This is a genomic window from Balneolaceae bacterium (genome assembly GCA_034521495.1).
In the GTDB taxonomy this organism is placed as follows: Bacteria; Bacteroidota; Rhodothermia; order Balneolales; family Balneolaceae; genus Rhodohalobacter.
This window is the reverse complement of sequence record JAXHMK010000004.1, coordinates 251,296-268,395: the sequence shown is the minus strand read 5'-3', so window position 1 is coordinate 268,395 and position 17,100 is coordinate 251,296. Positions and strand designations below refer to the sequence as shown.

Sequence of the window (17,100 nt, the reverse complement as noted above, 5' to 3'; positions counted from 1 at the left end):
GTCAAAAGGTAATAGGAAAGAGGTAGAAAAGGACGGTTTATGAAGTTATAATGCTTATTTTGGAAAATTGTGACTGCCACCTTAACCAATTACTTATTCTGCATTCTGAGTAAGAAAAACTAAGTTTCTTAGGTTCCTGACTGGAAATCTAAATTCGCATTCTTAAATTGGGTGACTGTATTGAGAAAAGAAGTTACTCCATTAACTTTAAATTAAATTATTTAAGGTGAATATAATCGATGGTTTATAATATTTTTAATGAAAATGATAATTATTGAAGAGTTATTGGCCTTGAATAGTTGGCGGGTAAAAGGACAACGATTGAACCGTGAGGAGAATCCTTTCATACCGGCGAGTAGCGAATTTTAAAGTTTTTGGGCGATATGGACCATTGAAAGGATTCCACGGTGAACTCGTGTCCGCCGCCAAGTATTCACAGCCTTGATTTTTTTTCGTTCTTTTGTATCAAGACAAAAGAACAAAGTACATTCAACAAGTTTACATCATAAAAAAGGGGTAGGTTATCTATTAAGAATTGTCGCACAGATAAATTATCAACCTCCAATTGTTGAAATAATAATTAATAGAAAAACAAATCTTCCATTTAAAACCAGTAAACATCGTTATGAAAAAGAGTTACACATTTATCCTTCTGTTATTTGTTTTTATTTATACAGGTTGTTCCGGTTCAACAAACGAAACTGAGAGCCTCGAACATTATCCCAATGCTGATCTTTTGGTAGAAGCTGATGAATTGCAAACCATGCTATCGGATGAAAACCTGTTGTTGATTGATGCCCGTTCAAATACAACCGGGCCCTTTGTCCCGGAAGCCGTTCATTTTGCAGCCATCCCTGAACTTGCCGATCCGAATCATCCAATACCCAATTTTTTAATCGGACCGGAATTATTCCAGGAAAAAATGAGAAGCATTGGCCTGAATCAAGAAGATCGAGTGGTTATCATGGATGAGGGGAATAGCCTGGCTGCATCGAGACTTTTTTATGCACTGGAATATTACGGTTTTTCTAATGCATCGCTGGTAAATGGAGGGTATGCTGCATGGATGGAAAATGATTATCCAACAGTTGAAGAATCACGAAATGTGTCAATGGAGGGAAATTTTACCACAACTGTGCAGGAATCCAGATTTTGTGATTTTGAAACGGTCATGGCCGCATCATCAGATCCTGATAAAATTGTGTTCGATGTTCGATCAGAAGGAGAATATACAGGTGAAACTGAACGAGCCGAGAAGAACGGACATATTCCCAACGCAATCCACCTGGAGTGGAGTCAAGTCATTGAATCGGAAGGAGTGCCTTATTTTAAATCAGCAAATGAAATCCAGGAGCTGTATTCAGCAGCGGGTTTGACACCCGACAAAGAGATCATTCCGCATTGTCAAACCAATAATCGCGGGGCTCATGCTTATTTTACACTTCGTTTGATGGGTTATGATTCCGTTCGTCCGTATGAGGCTTCATGGGCGGAGTATGGAAACAGAGAAGATTCCGTAGTAGAATAATAAATATATGTGTAGTAAGGGTAATTCATGTATGTGTTTAGCGGTTTGAGTCAAACAACCTGACAGAGCGCCGTGCTTTTCGGTTCCTGTCAGAGTTGTGGATCAAGGCAATATTTTCAAAAACTGCAACCCGCGACTCTGGCAGGAGCTATCGCACTCTGCCAGGTCGCTAAACACATACTAATTCATGAATTACCCTTACGATTTAAGATGTCCAATGCAGGAATCAGAAAAACCAAATATTAAAAACCTCGAAGAACATTGCCAAACATTCATCGAACGTGAGCTAATCGGCTCAAGAGATTCTGCCCACGATATCCAACATATTCTACGCGTTGTAACAAACGCAAAGCAGATCCTGGAAAACGAATCTGCCGATGCTGAGATTGTAATTGCCGCTGCATGGCTTCACGATTGTGTAATACTCCCCAAAGATCATCCCGAGCGTAAAAAAGCCTCAGCGTTTGCGGCTGAAAAAGCGGGTGAATTTTTATCCGGCATTGTGTTTCCATCAGACAAAATTGAAGGGGTGAAACATGCGATAGAAGCACACAGTTTTTCTGCAGGAATTCCGCCAAAAACCATTGAAGCGAAAATTGTACAGGATGCCGACCGGCTGGATGCTATCGGCGCAATTGGGATTGCGCGCTGCCTGATGGTGGGCGGAAAGCTGGATCGGCCGCTGTATGATCCGGAGGACCCGCTATCAGAAAACAGAGAGCCAAATGATGGCAAATGGACCATCGACCATTTTTACGAAAAGCTTTTTAAGCTGCCCGGTTTGATGCATACCAAGACAGCAAAAAAAGAGGCTGAACGTCGGGTACAGTTTATGGAAGAATATCTGCGTGAATTAAAAAGAGAAGTAAAATGAAAGAATTACCGGATATAGATTAAATCTACTGCACTTCTTCTTGTTTTGAGACAGTTTGTGAGTTTACTTTTTCCCTTGGTTTCTGGAGAACAACTGTGAATGTTGTTCCCTTTCCAACCTCACTCTCACAACGGATGTCTCCTCCCTGTTTTTCACTAAATTCTTTACACAGTGAAAGCCCGAGGCCGGTACCGATCTCTCCTTTCGTCCCGCGAGTTACGCGGTTAAAGGGTTTGAATAGATTATTAAGTTTATCCCTGGGAATCCCTTTCCCGGTATCTTTAACATATAATTCAACTGCGCTTTCCGTTTCATTCGCACCAACCGTAACTACATCTCCGGTGTCAACATATTTGATGGCGTTTGAAAGCAAATTTCTGAGAATTACATTTATCATGTGCTTATCGGCATGGACCGAGATATCAGGATCCACACGGTTCACAAGTTCAACTTCTTTATTCTCGGCACTTTTTTGAATTTCGTGGATAGATTCCTCGACAGCATCCAAAATCAGAAAATCTTCCATATCTGCCGTAATACCACTCCGGTGATCCTGTGCCCATTCCAGGTAGTTGGTAAGAGTGTTAATTCCCTGCTGCAACTGAAAATCAATATGAGTCAAGGCGTTGTCAATATCCTCCTTGTCGAGAAGATTCTCACGAATCATATAAACCACTCCCTGAATATTAGAGATCGGCGTTCGAAGGTCGTGAGCAAGCACAGAGAGCAGTTTATCTTTTACATTATTGGCATCCTCCAACTCTTTCTTTTTGGTTCTCAGGAGGGTGTTGGCCTTCTTTTGTTTACGATACATGATTACAAGACAGAATGATGCAATCGCCAGGATTCCCAAAATTACAGAAATAAGAATCGTATTAGTGCGCTGTGTACTCACTGTTTCCTCCAGGAGCTCAGTTCTCTCTTGTTCGGATCGCAGTTCCAGCATAGCCTCTTGTCTTGCAAGGGCTTCTTCTCGTTCTGTTTGAGAAAGACTGTCGATGAGAGATGAATACCTTTTTAAGTAGCTGAAAGCCAGGGTTGTGTCTCCTGCTTCTTCAGCAGTTTCATACAGATTCCGGAGGCCATTTTTCACCATATCTGTTGCTTGTATCATTTCGGCAATCTCCAGTGCTTCCTGGTAATTTTCGATAGCCAGATTGTATTCTCCCTGCGATGCATACAGATCTCCCATACCTGCGCGGTTATAGAAAAATCCAATAGGAATATTATTCTCTTCACTAAGGCGGAGTGATTCCCGATAAAACTCAAGAGCTTTATCGGTTTGTTCCATTTCAGTATATAATACTCCGAGATTATAAATGGCCTGTATTCGGCTAAGGACATTCCCTGTCTGCTCTGCAAGTTCAAGTACACGTTCGTAATGCTCCTCAGATAATTCAAATTTATCCCACTCCTTGTACAAAACTCCCAGGCTGATATGATTGGTGATCTGGTTCCTCAAATTATCGATCTCCCTGTTTAGATCCAGCGCACGGAACAGGTACTCTTCGGCAAGTTCGAAATTCTCCTGATCAACATTTACAGAGGCAAGGTTGTCCAGCACTACGGCAATAACAAGGGTGTCTTGTTGTTCTTCGGCCATCTCAAGGCTGGAAAGATAACTGTCTATGGCAGAGGGCATATCCCCAAGAGAACTATAGCTGTTTCCCATGTTTTGGGTAAGCCCCATCTGCATTCGAGTGTCATTTTCCGCGCGTGCAATGTCCAGCATCTCCCGATAGAGTTTCAGGGATTCCTGGAAATTACCCACTTCATGATGAGCCGTTGCCAGCAGGTTACCCATTCGGGTGTATTTTTCTGTTCCCTTATAGCGATTTAATCTGGGGGCGATAGAAGTTATTACAGAATCAGGAAGTCCTTTCGTATCATAATATTTTGCCAGGTTAGAAACTGCATAAGATTCACCTTCAATATCATTCAGAAATTCAGCCAGGGTTTGCGCTTCTTCAATCAACGTATAGGCAGAGTCCAGTTTGCCTTCGTTGATCAAATCTATACTCCTGTTGTTTAACTCGCGAACATAACTGGTATCTTTTTCAGTGATCTCTTGTTGCTTGGTACTGAGATCTGCCAGACTCATTCCATGCCCCTGCAGAACAAAGAGGATGATGATGAGAAGAGTCGTAATTAATCGCATGATAGTTTAAAGATCACTGATCCCTAACAGGGTAACGTGTTTATAGATTGAGTAAAAAAAGAGAACTTCTCCGTAAGGAAACTCTGTGGAAGAAGTGCCTTGGCTGATAAACAATCAGAATTTTACATTAAGATATTCTAAAGTTTTGAAAAACTCTATTTATTTAACAGTCTATCATATAGGAAGATAGAATGTATTGAGTTTTCCATAAAATGATCAAATAGAATCATTCGGAATTTCCTGTGTATCGGGGATAGAACGGATAAGGGTGTCCGGCTGATTTTTGTTGTACGTTGTATCCGGTTCAACAGGTGAGTCTTTTGCTTTTGGGGTTGTTCCAACCGAATCTGCTTTACCTGGTGAGTTGTTATCCGTAGTAATATACGTTTCTCCTGTTAGTTGAGTCATCTGTTTTAAAATCCATTGGCTGCGTTCCTTTGTATATGGCGATGGAGGATTTACCCGCATGCGTTTAGGACTTGGGAGTACGGCTGCAAAAAGGGCAGCCATCTCAGGTGTAAGTTGAGGAGCAGGCTTGTTAAAATAGATTTTCGATGCTTTCCCAATGCCAAATATGCCGGGACCAAATTCGGCAATGTTTAAATAGACCTCTATGATGCGCTCTTTTGGCCATAGAAGTTCAATGACCAAAGTTAGCCCGGCTTCCACACTCTTCCTGATGTATGACTGAGCCGGTGACAGAAAAAGATTCTTTGCCACCTGTTGAGAAATTGTACTGGCTCCGCGGGTTCGCACTCCCTCTTGGTGTTCATCCCAGGCTTCCTCCATCGATTCAAAATCAAATCCAAAATGTTCAAAGAAAAGCTGGTCTTCCGCAGCAATCACAGCCCAGATCAAGTGTCCGGGAATATCTTCATATTGCACCCATTCAGTCCGCAGATCATACGATTCTTTGTCCAGCTGCTCCCAGTCTGCCTGCAAAGAAAATGCAGTAAAAGGTGGGTTCACCCATCTGAGGCATAAGATGGTGAGAATGACCAGCAGCACAATCACCAAAACCGTGGTGCCTAAATATTTTATAATTTCTGAAAGCATTTAGAACATTCAATGATCAAAGATGATGACCTATATATAATGCATTTCAGGTATGAAAAAAAGAAGTTCCTCACTCCCAATACAGAGAATGGGGTTTCAAAAATATTTTATTGAAAACCTGAACTACTCTTTTCCCGGAATAGGGGCATCCCAGTGTGGTTTTTCAGCGGAGGTGTTACCGGTCATTAAATATGTGTCCAGCCACCGGAACATCCTGTAGTTGTAGTCGAGCTTAGCGGATGCGCTTGATATTGTATGACCTTCTCCCGGATAGTTTACAAGCCTTACGGGCAGATTAGGTTTACGAACTTTCAGGTGCCGATACAGTTCAAGAGATTGGGATGGATGTACCCGGGTGTCATCGGCTCCGTGAATGATCAGAATGGGTGTTTGTGCATTTGCTACGTGATAGATGGGACTCCGCCGCAGGAACCAGCTCCAGTCGTTCCAAAGCCGCTTACGGGTGTGAACAAGATAGAGCTCCTCCGGTATATCACTCTCGCCCCATTTTGAGATATTATCACTTACTCCAACGTACATTACGGATGCAGCAAAACGGCTGGAATAGTAGGTACTCATCCAGGCAGCGGCATATCCGCCATAAGATTTACCGGTAATTCCAATTCTGTTGGGATCAGCAATACCAATTTTAATAAGGAAATCAACGCCGTCTATAATATCATTAAATTCAGCGCCGGCAATATCAGCCTGGCTGCTAAATGCAAAATCAATTCCACGCCCGGTGCTTCCGCGGTAGTTGGGATAGAAAACAGCGTATCCCTTTCCGGCGGCAACCTGTCCGGGCATGTAATAATTGGTCAGCCACCCATTATTATAGTGAGATTCTGGTCCGCCGTGCACATGAACAATCACAGGAACTGTTGAGTTTTCTTCATAACCCACAGGATAGATTAACAAACCATCAATTTCGTATTCTCCGTCTCTTGTTTGATAACTAACAACAACTTGCTCGCCCAGTTCAACACTGTTCAGCCACTCATTGTGATAGGTCATCCGCTCATGCATATCATTCTCCTCGCCTGAGAAATAGAATACCTCACCGGGATGATTGGACCTGCTGGCTATAAATGTATATGTGGTTGAATCTGAGATGGAAAAGGAAGAGATATGATGTTCATCAGAGTAGAATGATGTCAATTTTTCGCCGCTGTCAAACCGAAGTTTTCCAATTCGTGAAGCCGTACTTTCACTTGCCAAAAAGTGAATATAATTCTCCTCTATCCACTCAATCTGATCGTAGGCACCCCGGAATTGCCTGTCTATAATTTGAGGAACTCCTCCTCTGGAAGTAACAATCATGATTCGACCGGCAGTTGGGTCATTAATATTTGAACCTGCAAGCAATGCCAGTCTCTGCCCGTTCGGACTCCATTCAATCTGGTCGAGTTTTCCTTTGTTGTTTATTTCCGCTGATATTTCACCATTATTTGCATCTACAACTATAATCTGCTGATTCATTAACTGATCGTCCACAAAGGGAGTTGGCGCTACGGACACTGCAAGACGATCTCCTTCTGGACTCCAAACCATATTATACACGGATCCATCAACAGGTAATTTCCGAGCTACCCGGCTGGTCATGGCTATGTTAGTAATATATCCCCGCTGTTGTGGTTTGTTTTCTTCAAAAACATTAGCACTGTATGGCAGCGGGGAGTCGGATTCTTCAGCTTTCTCAAATGCCATAAAAGCGATCTGGTTGCCATCATCGTGCCATGAATAACTGAGAATATCCTGATCAAAACTAAATATTTTAACAGCTTCTCCACCCGTAACCGGAACTTGATAGATCGAGCGGGTTTCATCGCCGGGCCGTTTGGTTAAAAATGTGATAGCTTCCTGGCCTGGCCGAAATTGGACCGAGCTTACAGATCCGGTCGTGAAATAGGGTGTTGTGGTTCCTTCAGATACATTTAACAGGTAGAGGTGTATACTGTTTTCTACATTTTCCACGTAAGGATCAGCAGGAGTGCTGACAGTATATGCAATATATTCTCCATCCGGCGAGAGTTGAGAACTTGTAACTGTCTCCATCTCGGCGATATGCTGCGGAGTAACTACATTTTGGCCCAAGGCCGCAGATGAAGTCAGAAAAACAGATGCGAGCAGCCCATATACATATTGAATGTTAAAGAGCCTGAAAAAGAGCAAATTTTTCTTATTCATAAGATGGAATAATTTATAGATGATTTTTTAGTTAAGTTCAAAACAATAAAAGAAAATTTCAGATCTCTTAATGATTTCTTTAAACCTGGTCCTTATTCTGCAATATGTATCATGCTTTGCAGTTACCAAAAAAGTGATCTAAATGTTAGTTTGAGCATGAAGGGTGAATTTTTATTCAAATGGAACACCCACATTCAAGCTCTTGTCCAAACTGAGTGCTTCAGTCAAATAATCTTTAATTGCTAAATGGTTAAATCTTTTTTTGTTTGGAAAAAGGGCGAACTGTCAGCCTGTATTGAAACCGATTAAATGTAATGAATCGAACCTCTGAAACTAAAATAAATATCTGATGAGTAATCAATTTAGCCGCCGTGATTTTTTAAAAACAGGAGCCCTCTCAAGCCTGGCATTAGGCAGTGGGTTGTTGGGGAAAAACAATGCACAAAAGGAAATAAGTTCCGAATTCGGTGATGCAAAAAATGTGATTTTTCTTGTTACTGACGGCATGAGTTCCGGAACGATGGCACTTGCTGATATCGTAAAACAGAAGCAATTTGGCGAAAAAACAAACTGGATACAGCTTTATGAATCCGACCGTGAATACCACCGCGGGTTGATGGATATGGCATCTTTAGATTCCGTTGTAACCGATTCTGCAGCGGCAGCATCTTCCTGGGGATCGGGCCAGAGAATTAATAACGGTGCTGTAAACTGGGGCCCAAACGATGAGGAGTACAAAACCATCTGTGAAATATTCAGAGATGCAGGAAAATCTACCGGACTCGTCACCACTGCTCGTATTACTCATGCCACCCCGGCCGGATTTGGTATAAATATGTCATCCCGAAACATGGAGGATGAGATCGCCGAACAGTATGCCGAAAGACGTTACGATCTGTTGATGGGTGGAGGAAATCGTCATTTTGATCCGGGTATGCGTGCCGACGGTATTGATCTTTATCGTGAATTTGAAGCAAACGGATATACAGTTGTCAAAGATAAATCTCAACTTTCAAGTGCAGGGCGAAACGGGAAATTACTGGGTATTTTTTCTGATTCACATATGCCCTATACCATCGACCATCAAACAATTCCGCAATTGCAGCAAAATGTTCCTACACTTGCAGAGATGACCTCGGCAGCACTGGAGCGTCTTGAACAAAATTCAGATGGATTTCTGATTCAAATTGAAGGGGCCCGGGTTGATCATGCCGCTCATGCAAATGATGCCGCCGGTTTAGTCTACGACCAGATCGCTTTTGATGATGCCATAAAGGTTGTGATGGATTACACGGAAAACCGAGACGATACTCTTGTGATATTAGCAACCGATCACGGAAACTCGAATCCTGGTTTAAGCGGAATGGGAGACCGATATTTAGATTCTGATGAAAGCCTGGAAACGCTGTTTGATTACAAACACAGCTTTGAGTGGTTGTATGATGAGTTGAGTACCGGCACCCCCACCGCTTCTCAGATTCGCAACGCTGTTGAGGTTGCTACCCAGACTCAAATTACAGGAAAAGAAGCTGGAATGGTACGGCAGGCATTTCGGGGACAATTTGAGGCGCCGTTCCGGTATCGGTCGGGAGCAGGTGCTGTACTATCCGGAGTACTTGCCAACTACAACGGGATCTACTTTATGAGTACCAACCATACCGCTGACTATGTAGAACTTGCCGCCTGGGGTCCGGGCAGCGACCGTTTACCGAACTTCGTTAAAAATACAGACCTCTTCGATCTGATGGTAGATATGGCAAATGTGCGTGCTTACGCGCAACAGTGATGATTTCAGATTGAAGATATAGGTAGACTTCCGAACTCTGTCGAAATCTTGCTAAAGTTAACTTCCCATTACAATGGAGGAAGAATTGATCTTGTTTTGAAAGACTTCGGAATTGTCATCTACCTTGCACGTTGACTTTCAGATTTGTGTATCATCAGAGAGTAGCCGGTTACGGTTGTGTCCGTCACCATTGATTTTAGAGTCTATTCTGCTATATTGCTTATTTGAAGCTGTTTACAGGACTCAATTTCAAAGGATTTCAATAAAAAATATGAAGATTTCTACCATTCTGTCTTTTCTTTTATTTCTTTTTTTAGTCATTCCAACCGCCAATAGTCAACAACTTTCACCCGATGAAGTGATTGCTCTGACCCCTGAATGGGATGGTGAACGGTTGCCTGACGGACGCCCCAAAGTATCTGGCGGTATTTTAAAGAGAATGAAACTTGTAACTCTCGAGGAAGCCTGGGCAGTTCTGCGCGGAGAGAATTTTGAACACCAATATGCCGAAGATTGGGAGATTTTAAATCCCGACAGCGTTCTGGTGGGGCGGGCACTAACGGCAACATTTATGCCGGGCCGCCCGGATGTTCACCGTGTTATTGATCAGCAAGGAGAAGAAGCCGGACGAACCGGATCTCAAAACTCCTGGCCGGTTGAGATCTTGCAACAGGGGGATGTGTATGTGGCCGATCAGTTCGGGGCTCACATAGATGGCCCCACTATCGGTGATAATGTGGGGAATGCCATCTACACCAATTCTGGTAACGGCATTGTTTACAATGGTGCCATTCGTGATGTAGCAGGTCTAAAGGAGATAGAGGGTTTCACTGCTTTTTATAAGAGCTATCATCCCTCCCATCATTTGAATAATCCCGACGGTGAACTGAATACCACACTGGTCAGTATGAATGCGCCGACTCGAATTGGTAAGGTAATGGTAATGCCTGGTGATGTAGTGCTTGGCCGGGATGGCGGAGTAATTTTTATACCGCCGCATCTGGCAGAACGAGTTGTAAAAACATCAGAGATTGTACGACTTCGGGATATGTTTGGTCAGCAACGGATACGCGAAGGGGTATATTCCTCCGGCCAGATCGATGCCCGGTGGTCGGATGAAATTGAGCGGGATTTCTCTCAGTGGCTGGAAGAGCATATTGATGAACTTCCGGTTCCGAAAGAACAGATCCAGGAACTGTTGGAAACGAGGACCTGGTGAGTAAATTTTGATTTAAGGGTAAGCGAACGGAGTGAGCAGAGTGAGCAGGGGGATGTACATCCCTTCCGGTGAACCTGATATGAATTAAAACATTAAAAGGAACAACCATGGATAAAAAACAGTCACGACGATCATTCTTAAAGAAAAGTGTATTAGGAGCCGGAACGATGGCCGCTGCTCCGTTTGCCGCTGCAGGAATGGGACTTGAAAATGCGGTTGGTAATAAAAAAAGATACTCGCGTCCCACCGACCTTGAAATAACAGATATAAAAACCGGATTTATTCGTGGTGGTAGTCATCTTTTCGTGAAGATCTATACCAACCAGGATATTGTAGGTCATGGCGAGGGGGCAGACGCGGTGCATGGAACCGATCAACTTGTTCAGCGATGGGCCGGATGGCTCAATGGTAGAAATCCGTTAGATATCCACCGGTTGTTTTATGAGATTCGCCGTGGTGGCGTGTTCGGAGGAGCTCAATCCGGAATGTACCTTGCGGCGTTGGCAGCAGTAGAAACAGCATTGTGGGATCTGGCGGGTAAAGCGCTGGATCTGCCGGTGTATCAGCTTTTGGGCGGCAAATTTCGTGATAAAATGCGTGTGTACATGGATACGGCTCTGTATCAATCCAATCAACCCTCTCCCGAAGAGTTTGCCCAAAGTGCCCAAAAAGCCGTGGATTACGGAATGACTGCCGTTAAGTTCGACCTGGACCAGGCGAACGATCCCAATAAGTACGACCGATACAACTGGACGGCCAGCCATGCCGAGATCGAGCGAATGTACAACCAGATGGCTGCCGCCCGTGAACAGGTTGGGGATGATGTTGATATCTGTGCGGATATGCATGGAAGGTATGATCTGCCAAGTGCCAAAAAAGTAGCAAAAAAAATGGAGCCGCTGAATTTGATGTGGCTGGAGGAACCAATTCCGGCGGAAAATGCGGAAGCTTATAAACATATACAGGAAGAGACCAGCACGCCCATCTGTACGGGTGAGAATCTCTACCTGGCACACGATTTTCGCGAGCTTTTTGAGATCGGAGCGGTGGATATCATCATGCCGGATCTTCAAAAAGCGGCCGGTCTCGGAGAGGGCCAGCGTATTGCCAACCTGGCACAGCTCTACTACATACCGTTTGCTCCGCATATGGTATCGTCTTACTTGGGAGCGATGGCATGCGCTCATGTATGTGCATCTGTCCCGAACTTTATGATTATGGAGTGGCAGATCTATTTCCACGAAGACCCAATGTTTGATGAGATTGTAACCTACGACGGCGAAAAAGTGGTGGATGGATTTATTCCTTTATCAGAAAAACCGGGTATTGGTGTAGAGATCAACGAAGAGGGAATGCGGAAATACGCTACGGAAGGATATCCGTTTTTTGAGTAGTAAGCGTGATTTGAGATTGGAGATATGCGATATTTGATATCAGATTTTTAGACGGGAGACGGGAGACGGGAGACGGGAGAGAAAACCGTCATTCTGAATTTAATTCAGAATCTCCAGTCTATTCTCTGGCTGATTTCCGCAGATAATTCATTGAGTTTCGTTTTAGTTATCATGGCGGACAGGAGCCATCGGAGGAGTGGTCTTGCTAAAAATTAATACAAGCTATCTCATTCTACTAATGACTTTCGAAATCTTCAAATCTATTCAAAAAAGTTTAACCGGATTCAGGTCTGAGCCTTCTTCTCTACCGTACTCTTCAAAAAACGAGAGAAATTCACAATGTTCATATAGCCCCGGCGGCTGTCAATGACGTTTCCTTCGCCGTCCATAATTACGGTGAATGGATAGGCAGTTACGCCCATTTCACTGGCAAATTGTTGTTCGGTCATCTCCTCTCCTTTGTAGGTGATCATACTTTCAGAATGGCCGTTAATTTTTACGGGATAAAAATCGCGGTCCAAAATGGCGCGAACGCTTGGGGAGGGATATACTTCCCGTTCCATTGCACGGCAGTATTGGCAGCCAACTTCAAAGATATCGATCATAATGAGTTTATTTCCGACTGAGGCCTGTTGTTGGGCAGTTTCCAGTGGCATCCATTCGGGTGCGTTTTCAATTTCATCCGGCTGAACCTGCTGAAACGAATAGAATGCATAAACACCGATGAAACCGGCAATCAACAATCCGATAATTACTTTTCTGGACATAATATCTTGTTCAAAATAATGGTAAAGTGTGTCCCCCTACGAAGGGGGTTATGGGGGATGATTCGTGATAATTGTAAAATCAGTTTCCGTGTTTAAAATAGCAACCGGTTATCATCCCCCTGCTCGCTCAAATATAAAAAGATTTATTCACCTTTTATACGGTTAATAAAACGTGAAAAGATGGTAGATCTTGTTTCAAAAGAGGGAGTTTGTTGTTCAATGTTGGTTGCATTTCCATACTCATCAAAGAGGATCTGGTTTTGCCAAACAAATGGAGGTTCTTCACTGTCGGTTAGCCAAAGGTCACTTCGGCCAAATCTCAAATCGTAAAAAAACAACTCGCCCTGCTCTTTCTCAACAGTGTAATATCCCCGGGAGAACCAGAGCAGTGTTTCAACTGGCCGATCGTTCTTAATCTTCTCAATGAACTCCGTATTTCTTGGGATGGTCCGGAATTGCAAGTCGGTATCCTCATCAAAAATGGAATAGATGGATTGATAGACCGTATCCTCGCGGATAATATAGCCCGTCCATAAAAATGTAGAGGGGCCGTTGGGTGTGGTTTTAATCTGATGGTAATAGCCATATTGATTTTCAAACGACGCATCAAACACGCTGTGAACATGCGCTTTAATTCCCAATCCCCAGACCAGGTAGAGCGTGCTAAGGAGTAGTCCGGTTTTGTTGAAAAGTGAGCGTGCTTTTGACCGGCGGTTCATAAAAAGCGCTGGTACCAATCCAATGAGTAGTGTAAAGGTGTACAGCGGATCGATGATAAAGATGGAATCTGTTGTTGCCGGCCAGTCTGAGAAAAAGTAAAAAATCTGCGTGCCATAGGTGGTCTGTACGTCCAGCAGAATGTGTGTAAAGAAGACCAGGAACACAAGCTGAGTCCATTTTTTCCATCCCACCTCCCACTTTTTTTGAAGATAGTTGATGGCAAATCCAAACATTGGGGATGCGAGCAGGCAAAAGAGAATTGAATGAGTAAAACCGCGGTGGAAACGGATCTCCGCCGCGTTGTCTAAAAAAGGATTCGCGAGTATATCCAGATCGGGTACAGTACCAAGCAGTGCTCCCCAAGCCGCCGCGCGATATCCAATCTTTTTTCCCAGAAGCAATTCACCCACAGCCGCTCCGAGAGTTATTTGTGTAATTGAGTCCATAGGAACTGGTCAGCGTGAAAATGATAGTTTGCAAATAGGGTTCATATTTTAACCAAAATTGGAGAGATTCTATTGAATAGGCCGTTAAAACATTTTAAACCCTTTTCCCAATCGATAAGAGTTGAAGAGCAACACAGAAATTACTACCCATTATTAATAGTTGAGGGGTTTGTACTGCACATTTTATAAGAGTTTCCGATTGATTAGAAAGATTAAGCAGAGTCGTATTTATTGAAACCATAGAGGCAGGTAAAAATGGAAAACTGATCAGAGAAGGGCTTTTTGTTTTGATCAATTACTTACAATATACAGGGTTGAGGGTATTCACTCCAAATGAAATTCATATTGTCTTGATAAAGAACGTTAATATTATTTTATTGTTTTTCTTTATATAACTAATGATAAGTAATAGTTGTTAATTAAAGATTGAAATGCCGAGAAAAATAGGTTCACTAACGCTCTATTCCATTGACGATCTGCACGAACGTTTGGGTATCAGCAAAATGACTCTTCGAAAGTACCTTCGCGAAGGACGAATCCGCGGACGAAAGCTGGGGGTTCAGTGGTTTGTTACCGAAGAAGCCATTCGTGATTACTTTAATCCGCCGGATGAGGAAACGCCCAAGAAAAAGAAAAAACAAAACCTGAAATATGTGGTTCAGGGGGTGAACGATCTGGTCAGTGAGACTGAAGAGTGTGAAACAATTCCCGAAACTCTGGAGTGTTTGAATAATCAAGCGATCATCAGCTTGTTCCAGGTGCAAATCACCAATGCAGAAAGCGGCGAAATCATGGAGATTGTTAAGGCAAGGGATTTTATTGAACGATATTCTGAGTGACCCATCCCCACAATAAAGGCACAAGCGAGACGCTTGCGCCATCACTTTTAAAACATTTTCTCATTAATTTGGCCATCCGACGCTGTCAGGACCTTCGGACGCTGACAGGTCTTTTCGCAAAAAAATCTAATTATTTATGAAATTTAAAGACACAAAACTGCAACGCATTGATTTCGGGGATGAACCGGCAGATCAGTACTACTGTCTGGTGAATCTAAAAGTAAGCCCCAATGGCTTGGACCTTGGTAAAATGCGATTAACAAATCCAAGAAACATTGATCAGGAATTTCGTCAGCATGGAATGTTGATGATGTTTACGGGTGAGGAGATTGAATCCCTTATCAACCGCGGGGACCTGGATCGGGAGAATTTGCATGAGTCGCTTTATGAATTGGCGTTGAGTGAGGGTGTGATTAAAGAAGATTGAGTACGGTTGCCATTGTAAAACGGGCAGCTTGCCCGTTCCCTCAGAATTGTAGTTCACTTTCAATTCGATATGTGTTTGTACAAACGTTTATCCTCGAACAACGCGGTAGGCGTAGGGCTTTATTTTTTAGGTAGGGAGCCGGACAAGCTGTCCGGCGTACAATTTTATCCCAAATCCACCTCAAACGGAGTATTCTCTCTCCACCACATCGAGGTTTGAATCAGCGAACAGATTGTTTTCCCGTCCGTAATTTCTCCGGTTTTGATCATCTCCAGAGCTTTAGAAAATGGAATGCGGTATTTCAACAGAAATTCATCCTCATCCACGGATTGTGCTTCTTCTGTTAAACCCCACGCGGCGTATACATAAATAATTTCATCCGCATAGCCGATAGCAGGATAAAAGGAACCAACTTTTTCCAATTGTTCGCATTTGATACCACTCTCCTCAAACAGTTCCCGTTCGGCTGTTCTTTTTTTATCTTCACCCGGATCAATTTTCCCGGCCGGAACTTCGATGAAGGTTTTTTTGGGAGGATACCGAAATTGCTGTAAAAGCATGATGGTTCCATCTTCAAAAACAGGTACCACAGCGCTGGCACCGGGGTGTTTAATCCACTCGCGGATCGAAGTAGAGTTGTCGGGAAGTTCGGCTTCGTCGGAATAGACGTGAAGCAATTTACCGTCAAATACTTTTTTTGAGGTTAACTTTTTTTCTCGGAGTTTTGCATCAGCCTGCTCGATGCTGCGTAAATCTTTATATTTCATTCCTAATTATCTGTTTTATAAACTGTATTATTAGAGTGCCATGACCTCAATATAAGAATAGTAAATATTACGCTGAGACTGTACTAAAAGGATGTTGGAAAAATCCATAAACTTTATATTGTTTTCCCGGATATTGATCCGGTATCTCCGGGTTTTGAAATAGAAATAATGTCTAAAGGACTCCCATGGGGAATAGAGTTCAGAATTACATATTTATTAAGGACAATTGCACTTTTTTTATTGCAGTCATTTTTTATAGAATTCATGCAACATTTTAATCAACCGTATTGAAGCAACCTAAATGAGAGAAACTACATCAAATATCGATGGTGAAAAGGTATTGGTTACCAAGCACATTTACACGTGGTCGAACTTTATCTCTCTTACAAGGGTGTTAGTAGCTGCACCGGTTATCTACCTGCATATTCAAAATGATTATGAAACAAATTTCGCTATTGTTGCCCTGATTGTTTACGGTGGTGTTTCGGACTATTTTGACGGACTCGTGGCACGGCTTAGAAATGAGAGATCTGAACTTGGAAAAATGCTTGACCCCGTTGCAGATAAACTGATGGCCTTCTTCCTGTTTCTGTACACAGTTGTTTTAGGTTGGATTCCTCTCTGGTATTTTTTCCTGGGTGTAACTCGCGATCTGATGATTATGTGGGGATCAGCCCGTATCAAGAAAAAAACAGGGAAAGTGGCGATGTCTATCATGTCGGGCAAGATCTCCGTGAATGGCATGGCACTTTACTGGATGAGTATCTTCTTCTTCCCGGATGCCACCCAGGTTCATTTCTATTTGATGACTCTTTCCGTGATATTGATGGTCTACTCCTTTATTGAATACACCATTCGCTACAATAAGATTATGGCCGGGGCGGAGTTTAATTAAGTTTTACGTGAGACGTGAGACGTGAGACGTGAGACGA

Annotated in this window: 14 protein-coding genes; 8 read left to right on the top strand and 6 right to left on the bottom strand. The window is 43.0% G+C overall.

Annotation, left to right across the window (positions count from 1 at the left end; genetic code table 11):
* Positions 1–625 precede the first annotated feature (625 nt).
* Together U5K72_02075 and U5K72_02070 are read left to right on the top strand one after the other, a co-directional pair.
* The gene (locus tag U5K72_02075; protein ID MDZ7717591.1) at positions 626–1,528 is read left to right on the top strand and encodes a sulfurtransferase; all 903 of its coding nucleotides are present in this window, start codon (positions 626–628) and stop codon (positions 1,526–1,528) included.
* Positions 1,529–1,715: 187 nt separating this feature from the next.
* Positions 1,716–2,402: an HD domain-containing protein gene (locus tag U5K72_02070; GenBank protein MDZ7717590.1), complete on the top strand. Its 687-nt coding sequence runs from the start codon at positions 1,716–1,718 to the stop codon at positions 2,400–2,402.
* Between the two features lie 25 nt (positions 2,403–2,427).
* Here the strand turns inward: U5K72_02070 and U5K72_02065 are convergent, their stop codons facing one another.
* From U5K72_02065 to U5K72_02055, 3 genes are all read right to left on the bottom strand, one after another.
* Positions 2,428–4,560 carry a tetratricopeptide repeat protein gene (locus tag U5K72_02065; protein MDZ7717589.1) on the bottom strand — a complete coding sequence of 711 codons (2,133 nt, stop codon included), beginning with the start codon at positions 4,558–4,560 and terminating at the stop codon, positions 2,428–2,430.
* 216 nt (positions 4,561–4,776) lie between these two features.
* Complete coding sequence (gene mtgA / locus U5K72_02060) at positions 4,777–5,616, bottom strand: monofunctional biosynthetic peptidoglycan transglycosylase (protein ID MDZ7717588.1); 840 nt, start codon at positions 5,614–5,616, stop codon at positions 4,777–4,779.
* 123 nt (positions 5,617–5,739) lie between these two features.
* On the bottom strand, positions 5,740–7,803 hold the full coding sequence (locus U5K72_02055) for a S9 family peptidase (GenBank protein MDZ7717587.1): 2,064 nt from the start codon (positions 7,801–7,803) through the stop codon (positions 5,740–5,742).
* A 349-nt stretch (positions 7,804–8,152) separates the two neighbouring features.
* Between U5K72_02055 and U5K72_02050 the strand changes: the two genes are divergently transcribed.
* The 3 genes from U5K72_02050 to U5K72_02040 all read left to right on the top strand — a co-directional run bounded on the left by U5K72_02050 (position 8,153) and on the right by U5K72_02040 (position 12,202).
* Positions 8,153–9,589, top strand: coding sequence for an alkaline phosphatase (locus U5K72_02050; protein ID MDZ7717586.1), 1,437 nt, complete (start codon positions 8,153–8,155; stop codon positions 9,587–9,589).
* Between the two features lie 271 nt (positions 9,590–9,860).
* Entirely contained in the window at positions 9,861–10,808 is a 948-nt protein-coding gene (locus tag U5K72_02045) for a hypothetical protein (protein MDZ7717585.1), read from the top strand.
* A gap of 107 nt (positions 10,809–10,915) precedes the next feature.
* Positions 10,916–12,202 (top strand): mandelate racemase/muconate lactonizing enzyme family protein, encoded by a 1,287-nt coding sequence (locus U5K72_02040; protein MDZ7717584.1) that lies wholly within the window; start codon positions 10,916–10,918, stop codon positions 12,200–12,202.
* Positions 12,203–12,486: 284 nt separating this feature from the next.
* On the opposite strand, the gene U5K72_02035 is transcribed toward U5K72_02040, so the two are convergent.
* Positions 12,487–12,969 (bottom strand): thioredoxin fold domain-containing protein, encoded by a 483-nt coding sequence (locus U5K72_02035; protein MDZ7717583.1) that lies wholly within the window; start codon positions 12,967–12,969, stop codon positions 12,487–12,489.
* 143 nt (positions 12,970–13,112) lie between these two features.
* Positions 13,113–14,135, bottom strand: a complete 1,023-nt coding sequence (locus U5K72_02030; GenBank protein MDZ7717582.1) for a metal-dependent hydrolase — start codon at positions 14,133–14,135, stop codon at positions 13,113–13,115.
* A 431-nt stretch (positions 14,136–14,566) separates the two neighbouring features.
* Here U5K72_02030 and U5K72_02025 point away from each other — a divergent pair, with 431 nt between their 5' ends.
* The gene (locus U5K72_02025; protein ID MDZ7717581.1) at positions 14,567–14,974 is read left to right on the top strand and encodes a helix-turn-helix domain-containing protein; all 408 of its coding nucleotides are present in this window, start codon (positions 14,567–14,569) and stop codon (positions 14,972–14,974) included.
* Between the two features lie 136 nt (positions 14,975–15,110).
* A complete protein-coding gene (locus tag U5K72_02020; GenBank protein MDZ7717580.1) occupies positions 15,111–15,401 on the top strand; it encodes a hypothetical protein in 291 nt (96 codons plus the stop codon).
* Between the two features lie 164 nt (positions 15,402–15,565).
* Here U5K72_02020 and U5K72_02015 read toward each other — a convergent pair whose 3' ends face one another.
* Positions 15,566–16,168, bottom strand: a complete 603-nt coding sequence (locus U5K72_02015; protein MDZ7717579.1) for an NUDIX hydrolase — start codon at positions 16,166–16,168, stop codon at positions 15,566–15,568.
* 301 nt (positions 16,169–16,469) lie between these two features.
* Between U5K72_02015 and U5K72_02010 the strand changes: the two genes are divergently transcribed.
* Positions 16,470–17,063: a CDP-alcohol phosphatidyltransferase family protein gene (locus tag U5K72_02010; protein MDZ7717578.1), complete on the top strand. Its 594-nt coding sequence runs from the start codon at positions 16,470–16,472 to the stop codon at positions 17,061–17,063.
* The last annotated feature ends 37 nt before the right edge of the window (positions 17,064–17,100 follow it).